Below are 18,171 nucleotides of genomic sequence, written 5' to 3'. Positions count from 1 at the left end.
TAAGCGTCTCTTTCTTATTATAATGATTGTTTTAAATTGACTTTACCTTGTTCACCTAAAACACCATCAGCGATATTTACAGCGTGATCACCGATACGCTCTAAGTTACTTACCATATCAACGAAGATGATACTTGCATCACCTGAACAGCTACGTTCGTTCAGACGTAATACGTGACGTTTACGAAGAACACGTTCCATTTGGTCGATTTTACGTTCTTTTGCAATAACTGTTTGAGCTAGTTCAGTATCGAAGTTTGTTAAAGCTTCAACTGCGTCTTGTAATGTTGAAATTGTTAACTCAAGCATTTCATTTAATTCAGCTAATGCTTCGCTTGATAAAGAAACACGATTTGAAATTTGGAAATCTACAAGCTCTACAAGGTTTTCTACATGATCACCGACACGTTCAATATCTCCAACAACACCTGCTAGGACTGAATGCTTCTCAGAGTCTGTCGGGGAAAGTGGTTTTTCTGATAGTAAAACTAAATACTCGGTAATTTTTTTATCTAAATTGTTAATAGCTCCTTCTAATTGAGTAGCCATGTTCGCGTGTTTTTTGTCTTGTGTATTTAAAAATTGATTCGCTTCTTTTAATCCATGTAATGAAAAATCAGCCATACGAATAATCTCTTTTTGAGCTTCTGTTAAAGCGATAGCTGGAGATTGTTCAATAAAGATTGGATTTAAATGTTGCGGTTTGAAATCAATAGCAGCATCTTCACCACGAATAATTTTTGTTACAATCCATGCTAATACAGCGATGAATGGGAATTGAATAATTGTATTCGTTACGTTAAATGTCCCGTGTGCGAATGCAATTGTCATTTCTGGATTTAAGTTTAATGACGTTTGGAAATATTGGATTAAGCTTGTAAATGGTACTAATAAAATTGTAAAGATGATTGTACCGATAATATTAAAGATAACGTGAACTAATGCTGCACGTCTTGCGGCAATTGAAGTACCGATTGCTGCTAATACGGCTGTAATTGTTGTACCGATATTATCACCGAATAATACAGGAAGGGCAGCTTGTAAATCGATTGCACCTTGACCGAATAGTTCTTGTAATATACCGATTGTTGCACTTGAACTTTGTACGATTAAAGTGAAGACTGTACCAACAACAATACCTAAAATTGGATTGTCACTCATGCTAACCGTTAATTCTTGGAATGACTCTAAAGAACGAAGAGGCTTCATACCTGCGCTCATTAATTCTAAGCCGAAGAATAACATACCAAAACCGAATACAACTTGACCTATAGAATGTACTTTTTTATTTTTAAAGAAGAATAGTAAGATTGCTCCAACTGCCATAACTGGAAGTGCGTATTCTCCGATTTTAATTCCGATAATAAATGCAGTAACTGTCGTACCGATGTTCGCACCCATAATAACACCAATTGCTTGTCTTAATGTCATAAATCCGGCACTTACAAGACCGACTGTTAAAGCGGTTGTTCCTGAACTTGATTGGATTAATACAGTAACTAACATACCTGCTAGTACACCCATCAGTGGGTTTGTTGTAAAACGATCTAGAATATCGCGAAGACGATCTCCAGCTGCTTGTTGCAGTCCATCGCCCATGTATTTAATCCCGAATAAGAAAATACCTAATCCACCAATGAACTGGAAGATCATATCTTGAACATTATATTCCACGCATTCCACTCCTTAAATTTCATGTACGATGTAATTATTAACTGAACCGTGAGGCACTGTAAACGGTTTGCTAGTAAAATTTACACTAAATTTACAAAGAGAAGAAAAGTTTACAATTACTTAAAGAAACAGCTGTATTTTATTGGTTTTTATCTTATATAAATCTTAATTTTGTAAAGAAATCACACTTTTTAGAATAGTATTGTTCGGTTGAATTTCAAGGAAAGCGTCTGCGAGTTCATCGTATATTTTTTGATGAAAATTAAAAAAATATGTAGGAAAATGCATGTAGTTTTATAACATCAAAAATAAGATAAAAAAGCCACTGGAATTATCCAGCAGCTTTTTCTGTGTTTTTATTTCCATGCTTTTGTCTTCTTACACTTGTGATGTAAATGAACAGGAAAGCAATAAGTAATAGAGAGGAATAGCGATATACAGTTGCGTAGTTTGTAAAATGTGCAATGAATCCAAAAATAATCGCGCCAGCACCAATTCCAAGGTCAAATGCTGAGAAGAATGTAGCTGTTGCGACTCCTCGTCGGTGAGGTGCTACTCGGTCGATCATCCATGCTTGTAGAGCAGGTTGGATCGCTCCAAATCCACTTCCGTAGCATGCTGCCGCAATAATTAAACTCGGAATTGTAGTTGTATACGACAATAAAATAATACCTGTAAACGTAATAATAACTCCTGGAATAATAACGAATGTATGACCTTTCGCATCATATAATTTTCCAGAAAATGGCCGAGTGACGGCGATTGCAAGTGCATTAAATAAGAAGAATAGGCTTATATCAGCAATGCCGACTTCCGTAGCAAATAATGTAATAAAGCTCCCGATTCCTCCGTACATTAATGTAATACATAATATTAATAATGAAGGAAGTAAAGCTTTACGTTCAATAAATCCATCAAGGAAGGTACCGGATGTTTGCTGTGGTGATTGCGGCGATTTTTTGATTTGAAGTAGTTTCGTTAATATTAATGAAACAATTGTACAGGAAAGTGCACATAAAAAAAGAATCGTGAAGTTATATGTTTGCATAAGCCAAAGTCCGATAAGTGGACCGAGCGCCATTGCAATTGTTCCAGAAAGACCGAAATATCCCATGCCTTCACCGCGGCGAGCTTGCGGAATTAAATCTGAAACGACAGTTCCATATGTAGTCGTTGTAATACCAAAACCAGCTCCGTGTAAAATTCGAACGGCAAGCAATAGGAAAACAGTTGAAGCAAAAAGATAACTACCCATAGCGAGTAAACAAATAGCAGTACCGATCATTAAAATGATTTTTTTGCTGAATTTTTGCAAGGCATTTCCAGTTAGCGGTCTAACAAAAAGTGCCGCAACAGTAAACATGCCGACAACAAATCCGATATTGGAACTTGTACCTCCTATTTCTTTCACATAAACAGGTAAAGTAGGAATTAACATTTGAAACCCTAAAAACATACATAAGTTTGCTAGAATTAGCGCGACAAATTCTTTTGTCCATAACGGTTCTCGTTTTACGAGTATTGCTTCTCCCATGTATTCATCCCCTATATAAAAAATTTCTCTTTTCTTTCGAGTATATGTATTGGCCAATGTAACAGTCAAGGAAGGTGCCTTGAAAACGTACAACAATTTTCGAGGTAAAAAACTGACAAATTTGTGTAAAAGCTACACAACTATGAAAAAAAGTTGTAAAGTATAGATGTATAGACTGGTAGTTGTTATGAATGATAGAAATTATTTTTTCTTTAAAGAAAGCGGATTCAAAAGGTAGTGAATGAGAAGGGGATATATACTTTTTCACTACATATATTTGAAAAGGTTTACAAAATAATGAAGAAAGAGGCGTGTACATATGAGACGATTAGGTATTTCTATTTATCCAGAACATTCAACAGTAGAGAAAGATAAGGAATATTTAACATTAGCAAGTAAATACGGATTTACACGTGTATTCACATGCTTATTGTCTGTAGATGGAGAAAAAGAGAAAATTATAGAAGAGTTTAAAGAAACGATCTCTCATGCAAATGCATTAGGATTCCAAGTATTAGTTGATATTAGTCCAGCTGTTTTTGAGCAACTAGGTATTTCGTATAATGATTTATCGTTCTTCCATGAACTAGGTGCGTACGGTATTCGTTTAGATGTTGGTTTCTCAGGATTAGAAGAATCAATTATGACGTACAATCCGTATGGCTTAAAAATTGAGATTAATATGAGTAACGGTACGAAATATGTAGATAACATTATGAGTCATAGACCAAATCGTGAAAATTTAATTGGTTGCCATAATTTTTATCCGCATCGTTATTCTGGATTATCATACGATCATTTCATTAAATGCTCGAAACAATTTAAAGATTACGGTATGAGAACGGCTGCTTTTATTTCATCATTTGATGCAACATATGGACCTTGGCCCGTAACAGAAGGATTATGTACGTTAGAGCAGCATCGTGAACTACCAATGACAACACAAGCGAAGCATTTATTTGCGACAGAATTAATTGATGATGTCATTATTGCGAACGCTTATGCATCAGTAGAAGAATTGCAAGCACTAGGTGCATTAAATAAAGAGAAACAAACATTTGATATAGAGTTATATGATACAACGACAGAACTAGAAAGAATTATCGTATTAGACGAACCTCATTTTTACCGCGGGGATGTATCTGAATATATGATTCGCTCGACACAAAGCCGTGTGAAATATAAAAAAGAAGAGTTTAAACCTCATCATACACGTGAAATTAAGCGCGGCGATCTTTTAATTGATAATGAGCAATATGGCCAATATAAAGGTGAATTACAAATTGCATTAAAAGATATGGTGAATACAGGAAAAACAAATGTAGTTGGTCGAATTGTAGAAGAAGAGATTTTCTTACTAGACTATTTACAAGCATGGGATAAATTCGGATTTACATTAAAGAAATAGATAAATTAAAAAAGGAAAAAACTACTGACCTCAGCAGTTTTTTCCTTTTTATCCCGCATTAACGGGCAGTAAGACCCCTACCTCAAAATTCAGCGGAATCAAAGAAGTTAGGTGGGGGCGGGCTGCCCCTAAAATCCCGATTGGTTCAACTAATAATCAGTGGGGGATGAACAAAACCCCCACTGATTAAAGTTTCACTTTATATAAGTGCGAGAGGAAGAGCTATGACAAAGGTGCATCAGCGATTAATTTCTATTTTAGAGGAGTTTTTAGAAGAGAAATCGATGTTAAATCGAGCTTTTTTAGCGAGCCGTTTACATGTATCAACGAAGACGATTCAAAAAGATATAAAATTATTAAATGATATATTGGAAGAAAACGGAGCGAAAATTGAATCGCAAAGAGGGACTGGATATGAACTAGAAATTATACAAACAAAGAAGTTTGAAGAGTTTTGCGTGAGTCTATTTCAAAAACAGACAGAAAAAATCCCAACTTCTTATGAAGAAAGGGTAGCGTACATTCTGCAACGTATTTTAACGACTGAGGGATATGTGAAGCTTTCACAGTTAGCAGAGGAGATTTATGTAAGTAAATCGACAGTAAATTTAATTATGAAAGATGTTACAGATATATGTGGTCGCTATCAATTACAAATTGAAAAGAGACCGTATTATGGTATACGTATTGTGGGAGAGGAGTTTCATATTCGTTCTTGTTTATCACAATACGGTTTACCGCGTTATGATCATACTCCGTTTCATGAGCAATTTGAGCAGAATGATACATACTTATCGTTACCTCATATACCGCTTATCCGTTCGATTATATTAAAGTATATCGAAGGAGGAACGATATACTTATCAGATATAGAAATTGATAATTTAGTCATTCATATTGCAATTGCATTAAAGCGTTGTGAAGAGCAACATTATATGAAAGGACTAAATGCGGAGCAATCAGAACTCATAATAAAGAAAGAATATGCAATTGCGAAAGAGATTTTAGGAGAGTTAGAGAAAGAGTTGCATTTTTCATTCCCAGAAGAAGAAGTTTTATATGTGACGATGCATTTATTAAGTACTGCTGTTACAGCGAAAGATCGTTATGAAAATGTGGAAGAACTATTAGGAAAAGATCTATATGCATTCATGCAACATATTCTTTTTAAAGTAGCGGAAGAACGGAATCTTATTTTTTATTATGATGAAGAATTATTATTTGGGTTTGGTGTTCATTTAAAAACGTTATTAAATCGTTTGAAGTATAAGTTAAATACGAGAAATCCTCTTTTGGCAGAAGTGAAAAAGAATTATCCATATGCTTTTGAAATTGCGGTTCTCGTTGGAGATATAATTGGTGAATATACGGGAGAATCGATTCCGGAAAGTGAAATTGGTTATATTGCGATTCACTTCGGCGGAGCGATGAGTCGTTTACAGGAACAGAATCAAAAGAAAAGATGTTTATTAGTTTGTGCAACTGGTCAAGGAAGTGCCCAACTATTGAAATATAAAATTCTATCACAGTTCCGAGATAAATTAGAGATTGTGGGAATTACCGGTTATTATCAATTGAAAGTAGAAGACCTTTATAAAGATAAAATAGATTGTATTATTAGTACGATTCATATACCAAGTGGTTTACCTGTGCCTGTTATAAAAGTAAACTCAATATTTGATGATAAAGAGATTAAGTCAATTGGTCAGCAGTTATTTACGCATGTGAATACTAGTGTACAGCAATATATGAAGGAAGATTTAATCTTTTTAAATCACAGTGCTTCTACGAAGGAAGAGGTTATCCGATTTTTATGTGAGAAAGCTGCTGAGAAAAACTATGTACCAGAACACTTTTATGACTCTGTTATGGAAAGAGAGAATACATCCCCTACAGCGGTTGGGAATTTAGTTGCGATTCCACATCCGATGCAGTTATTAAGTGAGAAAACATTTTTGATGTTTTGTACACTTGAGAAGGCTGTTGATTGGGGAGATAAGAAAGTACAAGTTATTATTTTATTTAGTGTAAAGCGCAATAATAATGAAGATTTACAAAAGCTTTATGATTTTTTATATGATATTATGTCTAGTCAAAGTACGATAGAGAAATTAACTCATGCTGAAGGTATTGAAGATTTCCAAGAAGTATTATTATCTATATAAGAAAAGTATGTAAAAACTTCCGTTATACAACGGAAGTTTTTTATGTTTAATTGTATGCGTTTTCATAATAAGATGAAAATATAGAAAAAAGATAGCTTGGGGGAATTTAAAATGACTGATATGCAAACTCCATTTGCGTTAATTTTACATGGTGGCAACGCGAGAAGCGCGGCACTTGAAGCAATCGCTTTTGCAAGACAAAGAGATTTTGAGAGTGCGAGTGAAAAGATGAAACTTGCTAGTGAAGAAATTTCAGCAGCTCATCGTATTCAAACGGACTTAATTCAAGAAGAAGCAAGAGGAAATCATGCAGAAATCAGTTTACTGTTAGTGCATGCACAAGATCATTTAATGAATGCAATTACAGTGAAAGAACTTGCTGAAGAATTTATTACTCTTCATAAACGAGTAGAAGAGAAAGTGACAGTATAAGATGTACATTTTATTATGTTGTGCAGCAGGCATGTCAACGAGTATGGTTGTAAGAAAAATGCAAGAAGAGGCAATGAAACAAGGGAAGGATTATAAAATTAAAGCAGTTGATTCAGAACTTGTGAAACTGGAAATAAAAAATGCTGATGTTGTTTTAATTGGTCCGCAAGTGAAATATTTATTTCCAGCCGTAGAGTTTCTTGCAAATTCATACAATATACCAGTTGCGATTATAGACCAACGAGATTATGGCATGTGTGATGGTTTGAAAGTACTGAAACAAGCAGAACAATTAGTTTTAGCATAATTATATTTTTTTAAATATAAACATTATAATGTTATAACTTTATTTCATCCTTTCATAGAAAAGAGAAAGAGGAGGGGTTTTGATGAATGGATTTATGAGTTTTATGGAACAAAAGATTATGCCAACAACACAAAAGATTGCCGGACAGCGACATTTATTAGCAATTCGAAACGGGGTTATTTCTACATTACCTTTAACGATTGTCGGATCATTTTTCGTTATCTTTTTAAACTTACCAATTGATGCATATATGGAGTGGATTGCACCGTTTCGCCATATTTTAGATATCCCATTCCGATTTACAGTAGGACTAATGGCGTTATATGCAGCATTTGGGGTAGGGGCTTCGCTCGCGAATTTTTATCAGCTCAATCAGTTAAGTGCAGGGTTATTATCTGTACTCGCCTTTTTACTAGCATCAGTTGAACCAATTCAAATTACGAAAGCTGTACCAGGTGTTATTGATGCAGGTAGATATATTTCAGTAGGAACATTAAGTGCCACATCTTTATTCGGCGCAATTGTTACAGCTTTAATTGCAGTAGAAATTTATCACTTTATGATTAAGCATAATATCTCAATTAAATTACCAGATAGTGTACCACCAGCAGTTTCAAATTCGTTTGCAGCATTAATTCCAACGTTAGCAGTTATTCTTTTATTCTGGGGCATTCGCTACGGTTTGAAATTTGATGTAAATACAACAATCACATATTTAATCGCACCACTAAAATCAGTATTAGTAGGAAATAATTTATTCGGCGGTTTATTAACAGTATTCTTAATCGTATTTTTCTGGTCATTCGGTATACATGGCCCTGCGATTTTAGGACCGATCATTCGTCCAATGTGGGATTCGGCAATTCTTGAAAATATGGAAGTATTCACAGCTACAGGAAATGCACATCAATTACCAAACTTATTTACAGAGCAATTTATTCAATGGTTCGTATGGATCGGTGGATCAGGATCAACGTTAGCTTTAGTTATTATGTTTATGTTCTCTAAATCTAAGTTCTTAAAAGAGTTAGGTAGATTATCATTCGTGCCAGGCTTATTCAATATTAACGAACCAATTATTTTCGGGGCACCAATTGTAATGAACCCAATCTTAATTATTCCGTTCGTTATTACACCGTTAGTGACAACGACAGTATCATATTTCGCAGTTGTTTCAGGAATGATTCCACTTATGATGGCGAAATTGCCATTTACGATGTTAGCGCCAATTGCAGCGGTTATTAGTACGGACTGGACAATTATGGCCGGTGTACTTGTACTTGTTAACTTTGTTATCTCATTCGTTATTTACTATCCGTTCTTCAAAATGTATGAGAAACAACAATTAGCAGGAGAGGAGAAAGAAAAATGCTCGGAGCAATTATCATCTTAATTACATTTGTAGTGGGGCAGTGTATTGCACATTATTCAAAATGGGTACAAAGTAAATCTTTATTAGTTTTACTACTAGTATCAATTGTATTTATCGGTAGTTCAATGGGTGCCTATGTAATGCTAAGCTTACAATCACCGTACGTGATTATTGTACCAACGATTTTATGTGCAACATGTTTATCTGCAAAATATAGATTTACGAGCATGGCATTAATACAACGTGTGAAGGAGATGCAAAAGCATGGAGCGTAAATTAGGAATTTCACTTTATCCAGAACATTCAACGAAAGAAAAAGATATGGCATACATTTCGGCAGCGGCACGCCACGGTTTTTCAAGAATATTCACATGTCTATTATCTGTGAATCGTCCGAAAGAAGAAATTGTAGCTGAATTTAAAGAAATTATTCATCATGCAAAAGATAACAATATGGAAGTTATTTTAGATGTAGCTCCGGCAGTATTTGATCAACTTGGTATTAGTTATAGTGATCTATCATTTTTCGCAGAGTTAGGTGCAGATGGTATTCGATTAGATTTAGGGTTTGACGGATTAACTGAAGCGAAAATGACGAATAATCCGTACGGCTTAAAAATTGAACTAAACGTAAGTAACGATATTGCATACTTAGAAAATATCCTTTCGCATCAAGCGAATAAGTCAGCTTTAATTGGTTGTCATAACTTCTATCCGCAAAAGTTCACTGGTCTTCCGTATGATTATTTCATTCGCTGTAGTGAACGTTTTAAAAAACACGGTATTCGCACGGCGGCCTTTATTACGTCACATGCAGCTGAAATCGGTCCATGGGATATTAACGACGGACTATGTACGCTAGAACAACATCGTAACTTACCGATTGAAGTACAAGCGAAACATTTATGGGCAACAGGGCTAATCGATGATGTGATTATCGGAAATGCTTATGCGAGTGAAGACGAGTTAGAGAAACTAGGAAACTTAAATCGTTACATGTTACAGCTAAAGGTACATTTTGTAGACGAAGTGACTGAAGTAGAGAAGAAAGCGACACTGCAAGAATTACACGTAAGACGCGGCGACATAACAGAATATATGGTACGTTCTACAGAAGTACGTAAAAAGTACAAAGACTATGACTTCCCAGTGCGCGAAAGTGTACGACAGGAAAGAGGGCAAGTTGTAATAGGTAACAACTCATTCGGAAAGTATAAAGGTGAACTACAAATCATTCTAAAAGAAATGCCGATAGATGAACGGAAAAATATTGTCGGTACAATTGCAGAAGAAGAGTTATTCTTACTAGATTATGTAGGAGCTTGGACACAGTTTACTTGTGTGGAATAGGGAAGAGAAGGAGAGGATGCTGTGGCATCCTCTTTTTTCTGTTGAAATAGTAATCTATTGTATATAGAATGCAAAGAGATAGACTTAATTTGGACGGGAGAGAAGGAGATGGAAGAGTATATAGATGATTTATTAAGGCGGATGGCTGATGAAGAAACAGAGATTTGGCATCGTGCGTATGATGAAGCAAAAGCGTTAAATGACTTATTAACTTTTCCATATTTACAGCAGAAGGTAATCAAAGCAAAAAAAATAGCTATGAAGAAAGATATATATTATGTAATGACGAAACTCGCTATCAATACGAAGAAAATCTATATTGCTGATTATCTTATAGATCGTTTGGAATGTGAACAAAGCCCGACTTTGTTAAGTGAACTGCTTAGTAATATTTATACATTGCCAGAAGTAAGTAGTACAAATAAAATCATTCCGTATATTTATCATAAAAACGATAGTGTTCGTTATTGGGCAGTTTCTTCCTTAAAGTTATATAAATCGTTAGAAGCGGAAAGTGCGTTACTAAAGTTGCTGGATACTGAAGAAAATAAAGATGAGATTACAAATATTTGTTATACATTGTTTGAGATTGGAACGAAGCAATCGATTCTGCCGTTAACAAAGCTTTTATATAGTAATAGTGCCTATGTTCGTTCAACTGTTATTGAGGTGTTAGCAAAAATAGGGGGATCGGACTTACAAATAGTTTATATTGAAGCTTTACAGGATAGAAATGTGATGGTGAAATATGAAGCTGTTCGAGCTATTTATACGTATGGCGACGAAATGGCAATGAGACCAATTTGCGAACGTGTGAATAAAATTGTTGCTAGAAGCCGTAAAAATGAAGTAGAGCCTACGGATGAAGCAGAGATTATCATTGCTCTTCGTTTCTTACATAAGTTTGCTAATCATGAAGAAGTTTTAAAGATATTTGATAAAGTGTACAAAAAACGTGGAAACTTGTTTATGTCGGAGAGGAAGTGGCTTCGAGACAATATTACTTACTTTCAAGAGAAAGAAAGAATGTAAGAATCATAAAAAAGAGCCAGCCTCGATGATGAGGCTGGCTCTTTTTTTACTAACTAGTTTAATACTTTAACTGTAACTGTTTTACGTCCCCAGTTACTTGATGTACCTTTATCTGGCATTAAAACGTCGATTTTATTACCTTTAATAGCTCCACCAGTATCACCAGCGATTGCTACTCCGTAACCTTCAACCCATACTTTTGAACCTAATGGAATGACACTTGGATCAACTGCAATTAGTTTCATGTTTGGATTAGCTGTTAAGTTGTGGCCTAAAGCTGATTTTACTTGGTCGCCTGCTTTATAACCATTTTCAAGTGGATCTGCTGTATAAGCTGTTGCTACAACTTGGAACTCACGAGAAGAAGATTGTGTGTTTTTCTCAGTTTCTTTTGTAACAGGTTGTTGTGTAGCTGGTTTTTGAGCTTTAGCCGCTTCACGAGCTTTAGCTGCCTCTTGAGCCTTAGCTGCCTCTTGAGCTTTAGCTGCCTCTTGAGCTTCAGCTGCTTCTTGAGCTTTAGCTGCTTCACGAGCTTTAGCTGCCTCTTGAGCTTTAGCCGCTGCTTGAGCTTCAGCTGCTTCTTGAGCTTTAGCTGCTTCACGAGCTTTAGCCGCTGCTTGAGCTTTAGTTTCTGCTTGAGCTTCAGCGTCTGCCTGAGCTTGAGCTTCTGCTTGAGCCTTAGCTGCTTCACGAGCTTTAGCTGCTTCCTGAGCTTTAACTTCTGCTTGAGCTTCTGCCGCTTCACGAGCTTTAGTTGCTTCCTCTGCTTTAGCTTTTGCTTGAGTTTCAGCTGCTTCTTGAGCTTTAGCTGCTTCACGAACTTTAGCTGTATCTTGATCTTTAGTTGTTTTTTCAGCTTTAACTACTGGTTGTACTTTAATTGGAGCTTTACCTGTTAAGTAAGGAACATGAACATAAGCTGTTTTTCCGTTATATTCAAATTGGATCCAATCATTTTCAACTTGGTGTGTTGTTTCAATTACATCATCTTGTTTCAATTTACCAAGAATTTCTGAGTCTGTGTTTGCACCAGCACGTACGTTTAATACGTTTGCTGTTACGTAGTAAGTGTCTTTTGTGTAGTCAGCGCTAATGAAAGCTTCTTTACCGCTATTCAATTTCACTTTTGACCATCCGTTTTCTGTATGTAAAACGTTAACTTTATATCCATCTAATAATTTTCCTACAACTTTTGATTCAGTAGTTGGGTTTTCTCGTACATTTAGTACATCAGTCGTTACGATTGTTTCTGCTTTAGCAGATGTTGTGAAAATCCCAAGACCAAAAACCGCTGCTGTTGCTATACCCATAAATTTTTTCATAATAGCCTCCATTGCATTTGTTTTCGTTGACCTCATTATAGCAACCATTATTTTCTTATTTGCGAAAAACATAGAATTACAAAGCTTTCGTAACGGGTCATTAATATTCTGTAATAATTCCAGTAATATCCTAAAAGCGCTTTCTTATAGTTTTTAGGGGAGGTTAGAGCATACGATACATAAAAAGGGGAGTATTTCAATTTCTAATAGGTTAATAATATTTCTAGAGTGTTACGTAATTATTTCTTAATCGTTACAAAAACAGCTTATCTTGCTGTTGAAACAGGTGATTAGTTATGTAAAAATAACTATTTTCGCTGTGGAGGAATATAAATGAGGTGAAATTTAATAAAAAATCGCCATAATTGTTACAAAATAAGTCGAGGTATGGAAAAAATTACGCCTTGATTTTGGTCTGTCACATAGTATTTTTGCAATAATAGGATTCTATAATAGCTTTAGTAGGTTAAAATAATGAAAGGTGTTGATAACGTGAAACATATATAATAGAAGAAACACGATTTAATAGATAAAGTGAAACTTTAATCAGTGGGGTTTTCTTCATCCCCCCACTGATTATTAGTTGAACCAATCGGACTTTTATGGGCAGTTGATCCCCACCTAACTTCTTTGCTTTCACTGAATTTTGAGGTGGGGGTCTTACTGCCCATTAAAGCGGGATAAATAAAAAACGTAGGAGTGTAAACTCCTACGTTTTTGTTTATTCATATCGTAAACATTCAATTGGATCTAGTTTTGCAGCTTTGTTAGCTGGCAGTAAACCGAATATAATACCGATTAACATTGAGATACCTACTGCAAGAAGTCCAAGTTCTTTTGAGACAACGAGTGGCCATCCGGCAAAGATTGAGACAATCCAAGCGAAGAAGATACCGAGCATGAAACCGATGAAACCACCGAGTCCTGTTAAAATACAAGATTCAATTAAGAATTGTGTTAATACTTTACCACGGGTTGCACCAAGAGCTTTACGAATACCAATCTCACGTGTACGCTCTGTTACAGATACAAGCATAATGTTCATTACACCGATACCACCAACAAGTAAGGAAATAGCGGCAATACCACCGAATACCATTTTCATCATACCGATTGATTCATCTAATTGCTTCGTAAATTCACCTAAGTCTTGTGCTTCGAATTTGTGCTCAAATTTAGGAGCTTTCATTTCGTTTAAAACAGAAACGGCTTGTTTTTCTACATTTTTACGTTCTGTCGGAGAGGTCATTGTTAATCTTACAGAGTCATACTCAGTTACTCCTGAAATGACAGGGGCGTTTTCAAGTGATGTATAACCTTCTGACATAGCCATTCCAAATTCGTTTTTCGTTTCGTACACACCCACTACTTTATACGGCTTTCCTTTTATATCTGTGTATAAATTTGGTTCCCAACCATTAAACAATTTATTGAAAGCTTCTTCATTTAATATAACAGCAGGGATTGCTTGATTTAATTCGCTGTCATTTAATTCACGACCGTGAACTAATTTTATTTTCGAATCTGTCATAAAAGCGCCTGTTCCACCTTTTAAATCAAGATTTACATCTTTTGAACCGGCAGATGCTTTCACTTTCATACTTACATCTGGATACACATCTTTAACGCCTGACACAGTTTGAAGACGGTTTAGCATATCAGGTGTGATTTTTGCACTATCTGTTCCGTAATCAGGATTGTTGTAGTAAATCGTTACTTCATTATCTTTTCCCTGGCCTAACTCTTTTTTAAACTTTGCATTTGTACCATCACCCATTGAAATGATAGTAATAATGGCACTAATACCGATAATAATACCTAGCATCGTTAAGATAGAACGCATTTTATGGGCAAAGATAGAGGAAAGGGCCATGCGTATATTTTCACTCGTGTTCAAAATTAACCTCTCCAATCTTGGACGATATTTCCGTCACGAATTACAATTTGACGTGCTGCAGCTTCCCCGATTTCACGATCATGGGTAATCATAATGATTGTTGAGCCTTGTTTGTTTAATTCGTAAAAGAGGTCCATAATTTGTGTACTTGTTTTCGTATCAAGTGCCCCCGTTGGTTCATCGGCTAAGATAAACTTCGGGTTATTTACGATTGCGCGTGCAACAGCGACACGCTGTTTTTGTCCCCCTGATAATTCGTTCGGTAAGTGAGTAGCACGATCAGCTAAACCTACTTTTGTTAAAGCGGCTAATGAGCGCTCACGTCTTTCTTTTTTATCGACTCCAGCGTAAATAAGAGGTAGCTCTACATTTTGAAGTGCTGTAAGTCTCGGTAATAACATGAAGTTTTGGAATACGAACCCGATCTCTTTATTACGAACGCGTGCAAGTTCTGTCTCAGACATGTTTGAAATGTTTTGACCAGCTAGTTCGTATGCACCTGTCGTTGGTTTATCTAAGCAACCGATAATGTTCATTAAAGTTGATTTACCAGAACCAGATGGTCCCATAATAGAAGTAAATTCTCCTTGGTTAAGTGTTACGTCGATTCCGTGTAATATTTGAACGGATTCTGTACCATTTTGGAAGGATTTCGTGATGCCTTTTAAGTTAATCATTCAACGACAACCTCCATACCATCTTTTAAGTCTTTTTCAGGTTTAGAGATAATTTGTTCTCCTTTTTTCACTCCAGAAACTTTGGCTTCGCTATCAGTCTCGAATTCAACAGTAACCGCTTGTTCTTTCGCTTTACCGTCTTTTACGATGAATACAACATTTTTGTCACCTTTTTTCACGATGCTGCTTTTCGGAACAATTGTACCAGTTGCTTCGCCAGATTTACTTGTTACGTAAACGTGGAAGCCGTTTTGTAATTCTTCACTATTATCTAAAGTGACAGTGAATTGATAGTTAGAAACTGTTTTGTTTTCGTCCATACTCTTTAATGGAGTAGAGCCGATTTCTGTGACTTTTCCTGTCCAAGTCTTACCAGCGACTGTTTTTGAGGAAACAGTTACTTCTTGCCCAACTTTCATACTAGCAAGCTCATATTCAGAAAGTTGACCTTTTACTTTAAATGGACCAGCGTGACGAAGTGTAATACCGCTCATACCTGTTTTTTCATCAGCAATTTTTACGATATCATCAATTACGCCATCAGCAGGACTCGTTACAGAAAGTGTGTTTACTTTCTCTGATGCTGCTTTAATCATTTCATCAGATTTTTCAACTTCAAACTTTTTCATTTCAAGCTGTGATTCTAATTGTTGTACCTCGATTTCTGATGCTTTTAATGCTTCAGCCGGAAGACCTGCATTTTTATCTTTTTGTAATTTTTGTTTCGCTGTATCAATTTGTTTTTGGAACAATGTTACTTCTTTTTGTGCGATTTTCTTTTGCATTTCTGCTTCTGTTACACCTTGTTTAGCAGTAGGGTCATTGTATTTAAACAGAAGCTGCCCTTTTTTCACTTCATCGCCTTTTTTAACTGCTAATTCATACGTTCCTTTTGTTGGATCAAATGAAATGGTTTCGATGCCGTTTGGAATAACTTCACCGCCAAATTTTTGCGCGTTTTCAATTTGTTTTTCTGTTACTTTATATCCGCTATATGCCATTGCAACATCTGAGCCACTACCAGCAAATGCAAAGTATGATCCAGCTGCAATTCCGATTGCTACTACACTAGTAATTAACACTTTATTTTTCTTCTTCATCTATTTATCACCTTTTCGTTCGTTTTAGTATCTACATTAAGTATAGAAGAGGTAAAGAATCTGACAAATCGTTTTAGCTTACAATAACCTTACAGTTTTGTAAGGTATGAATATGTAAATGTAAGGTAGAGCTTGTCCCAGTGTAAGCAAATGAATTGACGCGTTGTTTCATTCTTACAATAATATTGTATGAAGGAGAGGAGGAAGGAAGATGGAAGCTTATTTTAGTGCGCATCCATTAAAACCGTTTATTCCCTACTCAAGGCAACATGCCATTATATTATTTATTATGTTGGTGGGAATCGTTTTTTTATATCAATACCAAGATGTATTACGTCAAAATGAGTGGAATATAACGGTTCGATATGCGATTGCATTTTTATTTATAGGGAGTGAAATTGGACTGCATATGTGGGAGTGGAAAGCAGGGATTTTTGAGCTAGCCACTTCATTACCGTTTGAGTTATGTACGATTAGTTTGTTGTTAGCGTCGATTATGATTATAACGAAAAGTTATCGCATATATGAGATTGTATTTTTCACAGGAATTATTGGTGCATCACAAGCCATTTTAACACCGAACTTGCAGTATGCTTTTCCTCATTTTCGTTTCATTGAATATTTCATCGCGCATATATTGCTCATTTGGGCACCGCTCTTTATGACTTGGGTAGAAGGATATCGTCCTACATTACAATCTATTAAACGTACGATGATATTTTTAAACATATTGATTCCGATTGTTTCGTTTGTAAATTACAAAACAGGCGGTAATTATATGTTTTTAGCTCATAAGCCAGAAACTGCTTCATTACTCGATATGTTAGGGCCGCATCCTTACTATATTATTTCATTAGAAATAGCTGCGCTTATTGGATGTTTTATTTTGTATATGCCATTTGCGAAAAGAGAAAAACAGTTACACAAAGAATCGTTAGGGTCATAACCTAGCGATTTTTTATATATTAAATATTTACAATTCAGAAAATTAAGAATAAAATTAAAGGGTAAATTAGAGAGAGAGAAGGGCGAAAATGGTCAAAAAAGTATTTTTGAATGGGATGGAAGTGACGATTCAATTTCTTATTTCGATTTTGGGTATTATTTGTTTAGGGACATTGCCGAAACTATTTTATGGATTTGAGCTGCATGCATCACAGTACATAAAGAGTTTACAAGAAGTCTTTGTGAATTTAATGGGCATCTCCAATTTTAAATATGTGGGAGATAAATTTTTATTTCCACAGTTGTTTGTCCATTATAAAGAAACAATTGTTATATTTTTAGCTTCTTTTTTCATTTCATTATTTGTAGCATTTTGTATTGTTTATGTAATTATGAGTAGTTCACCGCGTATACAACATCGAATTAAATCATTTCTTATCTTCCTAGAATCCATTCCAGATATTCTTCTTATTTTAGTATCACAAATTTTAGTTGTATGGTTTTTTAAACAAACAGGTTTTTTACCTTTTCAAATTGCTTCAATTGGAGGCGAGTCGATTAGAGGGTTGCCAATATTGTGTTTGAGCATCCCGACTACGATTATGTTTGTAAAAATGGTCGTGCTTCGTTTTGAAAATGAACTAGAAAAAGATTATGTACTATTTGCTAAGGCGAAAGGGCTGGGGCGCTTTCATATTTTAAATCGTCATATTTTACGAAATGTGTTGCTTAGTACATTATTCTTTGCGAAAACGAATATCTTTTTTATGTTATCTAATTTATATATTATAGAATGGATTTTTAATACGGGTGGTATTTTTATGTTTTTGAAATCGTATTTCGGTATTAGAGTTGAGGTTTTCATTGTTAGTGTGCTTCTTATATATATTCCGATTTTTATTTTATTTAAATTGTTTCATTATCTCATTCCGGCTGCGATGAAGGAGAGATTATAAT

General features: G+C 35.2%; 16 protein-coding genes. 10 read left to right on the top strand and 6 right to left on the bottom strand.

Annotated features, from left to right (window positions below; genetic code table 11):
* Positions 1–17 precede the first annotated feature (17 nt).
* Positions 18–1,673, bottom strand: coding sequence for a Na/Pi cotransporter family protein (locus AC2CGR_RS26185; RefSeq protein WP_000456273.1), 1,656 nt, complete (start codon positions 1,671–1,673; stop codon positions 18–20).
* Positions 1,674–2,004: 331 nt separating this feature from the next.
* On the bottom strand, positions 2,005–3,207 hold the full coding sequence (locus tag AC2CGR_RS26180; RefSeq protein WP_000503269.1) for an MFS transporter: 1,203 nt from the start codon (positions 3,205–3,207) through the stop codon (positions 2,005–2,007).
* A gap of 319 nt (positions 3,208–3,526) precedes the next feature.
* Here AC2CGR_RS26180 and AC2CGR_RS26175 point away from each other — a divergent pair, with 319 nt between their 5' ends.
* The 8 genes from AC2CGR_RS26175 (at position 3,527) to AC2CGR_RS26140 (ending at position 11,273) form a co-directional block, all read left to right on the top strand.
* Positions 3,527–4,615, top strand: a complete 1,089-nt coding sequence (locus tag AC2CGR_RS26175; protein WP_087968325.1) for a DUF871 domain-containing protein — start codon at positions 3,527–3,529, stop codon at positions 4,613–4,615.
* A 224-nt stretch (positions 4,616–4,839) separates the two neighbouring features.
* Positions 4,840–6,780 carry a BglG family transcription antiterminator gene (locus tag AC2CGR_RS26170; RefSeq protein WP_131101446.1) on the top strand — a complete coding sequence of 647 codons (1,941 nt, stop codon included), beginning with the start codon at positions 4,840–4,842 and terminating at the stop codon, positions 6,778–6,780.
* 111 nt (positions 6,781–6,891) lie between these two features.
* Entirely contained in the window at positions 6,892–7,212 is a 321-nt protein-coding gene (locus AC2CGR_RS26165; protein ID WP_029437553.1) for a PTS lactose/cellobiose transporter subunit IIA, read from the top strand.
* A gap of 1 nt (position 7,213) precedes the next feature.
* Complete coding sequence (locus AC2CGR_RS26160; protein WP_000275647.1) at positions 7,214–7,519, top strand: PTS sugar transporter subunit IIB; 306 nt, start codon at positions 7,214–7,216, stop codon at positions 7,517–7,519.
* An 82-nt stretch (positions 7,520–7,601) separates the two neighbouring features.
* Positions 7,602–8,912 carry a PTS sugar transporter subunit IIC gene (locus AC2CGR_RS26155; RefSeq protein WP_001013051.1) on the top strand — a complete coding sequence of 437 codons (1,311 nt, stop codon included), beginning with the start codon at positions 7,602–7,604 and terminating at the stop codon, positions 8,910–8,912.
* On the top strand, positions 8,888–9,166 hold the full coding sequence (locus AC2CGR_RS26150; RefSeq protein WP_073543066.1) for a hypothetical protein: 279 nt from the start codon (positions 8,888–8,890) through the stop codon (positions 9,164–9,166). Before AC2CGR_RS26155 ends, AC2CGR_RS26150 begins: the two co-directional genes overlap by 25 nt.
* The gene (locus AC2CGR_RS26145; protein ID WP_073543065.1) at positions 9,156–10,241 is read left to right on the top strand and encodes a DUF871 domain-containing protein; all 1,086 of its coding nucleotides are present in this window, start codon (positions 9,156–9,158) and stop codon (positions 10,239–10,241) included. The genes AC2CGR_RS26150 and AC2CGR_RS26145 overlap by 11 nt, the downstream gene beginning before the upstream one ends.
* Before the next feature lie 108 nt (positions 10,242–10,349).
* Entirely contained in the window at positions 10,350–11,273 is a 924-nt protein-coding gene (locus AC2CGR_RS26140) for a HEAT repeat domain-containing protein (RefSeq protein WP_434683068.1), read from the top strand.
* Between the two features lie 53 nt (positions 11,274–11,326).
* Here AC2CGR_RS26140 and entC read toward each other — a convergent pair whose 3' ends face one another.
* From entC to AC2CGR_RS26120, 4 genes are all read right to left on the bottom strand, one after another.
* The gene (entC, locus tag AC2CGR_RS26135) at positions 11,327–12,718 is read right to left on the bottom strand and encodes a cell wall-binding protein EntC (protein ID WP_484481352.1); all 1,392 of its coding nucleotides are present in this window, start codon (positions 12,716–12,718) and stop codon (positions 11,327–11,329) included.
* Between the two features lie 598 nt (positions 12,719–13,316).
* Positions 13,317–14,468, bottom strand: coding sequence for an ABC transporter permease (locus tag AC2CGR_RS26130; RefSeq protein ID WP_410491098.1), 1,152 nt, complete (start codon positions 14,466–14,468; stop codon positions 13,317–13,319).
* 26 nt (positions 14,469–14,494) lie between these two features.
* Entirely contained in the window at positions 14,495–15,169 is a 675-nt protein-coding gene (locus tag AC2CGR_RS26125; protein WP_071726411.1) for an ABC transporter ATP-binding protein, read from the bottom strand.
* Entirely contained in the window at positions 15,166–16,269 is a 1,104-nt protein-coding gene (locus AC2CGR_RS26120; RefSeq protein ID WP_484481345.1) for an efflux RND transporter periplasmic adaptor subunit, read from the bottom strand. Before AC2CGR_RS26120 ends, AC2CGR_RS26125 begins: the two co-directional genes overlap by 4 nt.
* Before the next feature lie 211 nt (positions 16,270–16,480).
* On the opposite strand from AC2CGR_RS26120, the gene AC2CGR_RS26115 reads away from it, so the two are divergent.
* Together AC2CGR_RS26115 and AC2CGR_RS26110 are read left to right on the top strand one after the other, a co-directional pair.
* Positions 16,481–17,215 carry a YwaF family protein gene (locus AC2CGR_RS26115; protein ID WP_484481344.1) on the top strand — a complete coding sequence of 245 codons (735 nt, stop codon included), beginning with the start codon at positions 16,481–16,483 and terminating at the stop codon, positions 17,213–17,215.
* Positions 17,216–17,303: 88 nt separating this feature from the next.
* Positions 17,304–18,170, top strand: coding sequence for an ABC transporter permease subunit (locus AC2CGR_RS26110; protein ID WP_087968330.1), 867 nt, complete (start codon positions 17,304–17,306; stop codon positions 18,168–18,170).
* The last annotated feature ends 1 nt before the right edge of the window (position 18,171 follow it).

The organism is Bacillus sp. LSHTCR4 (genome assembly GCF_057197025.1).
Note: the sequence above shows the minus strand (reverse complement) of the source record. Positions and strands in the feature narration are given on the sequence as shown.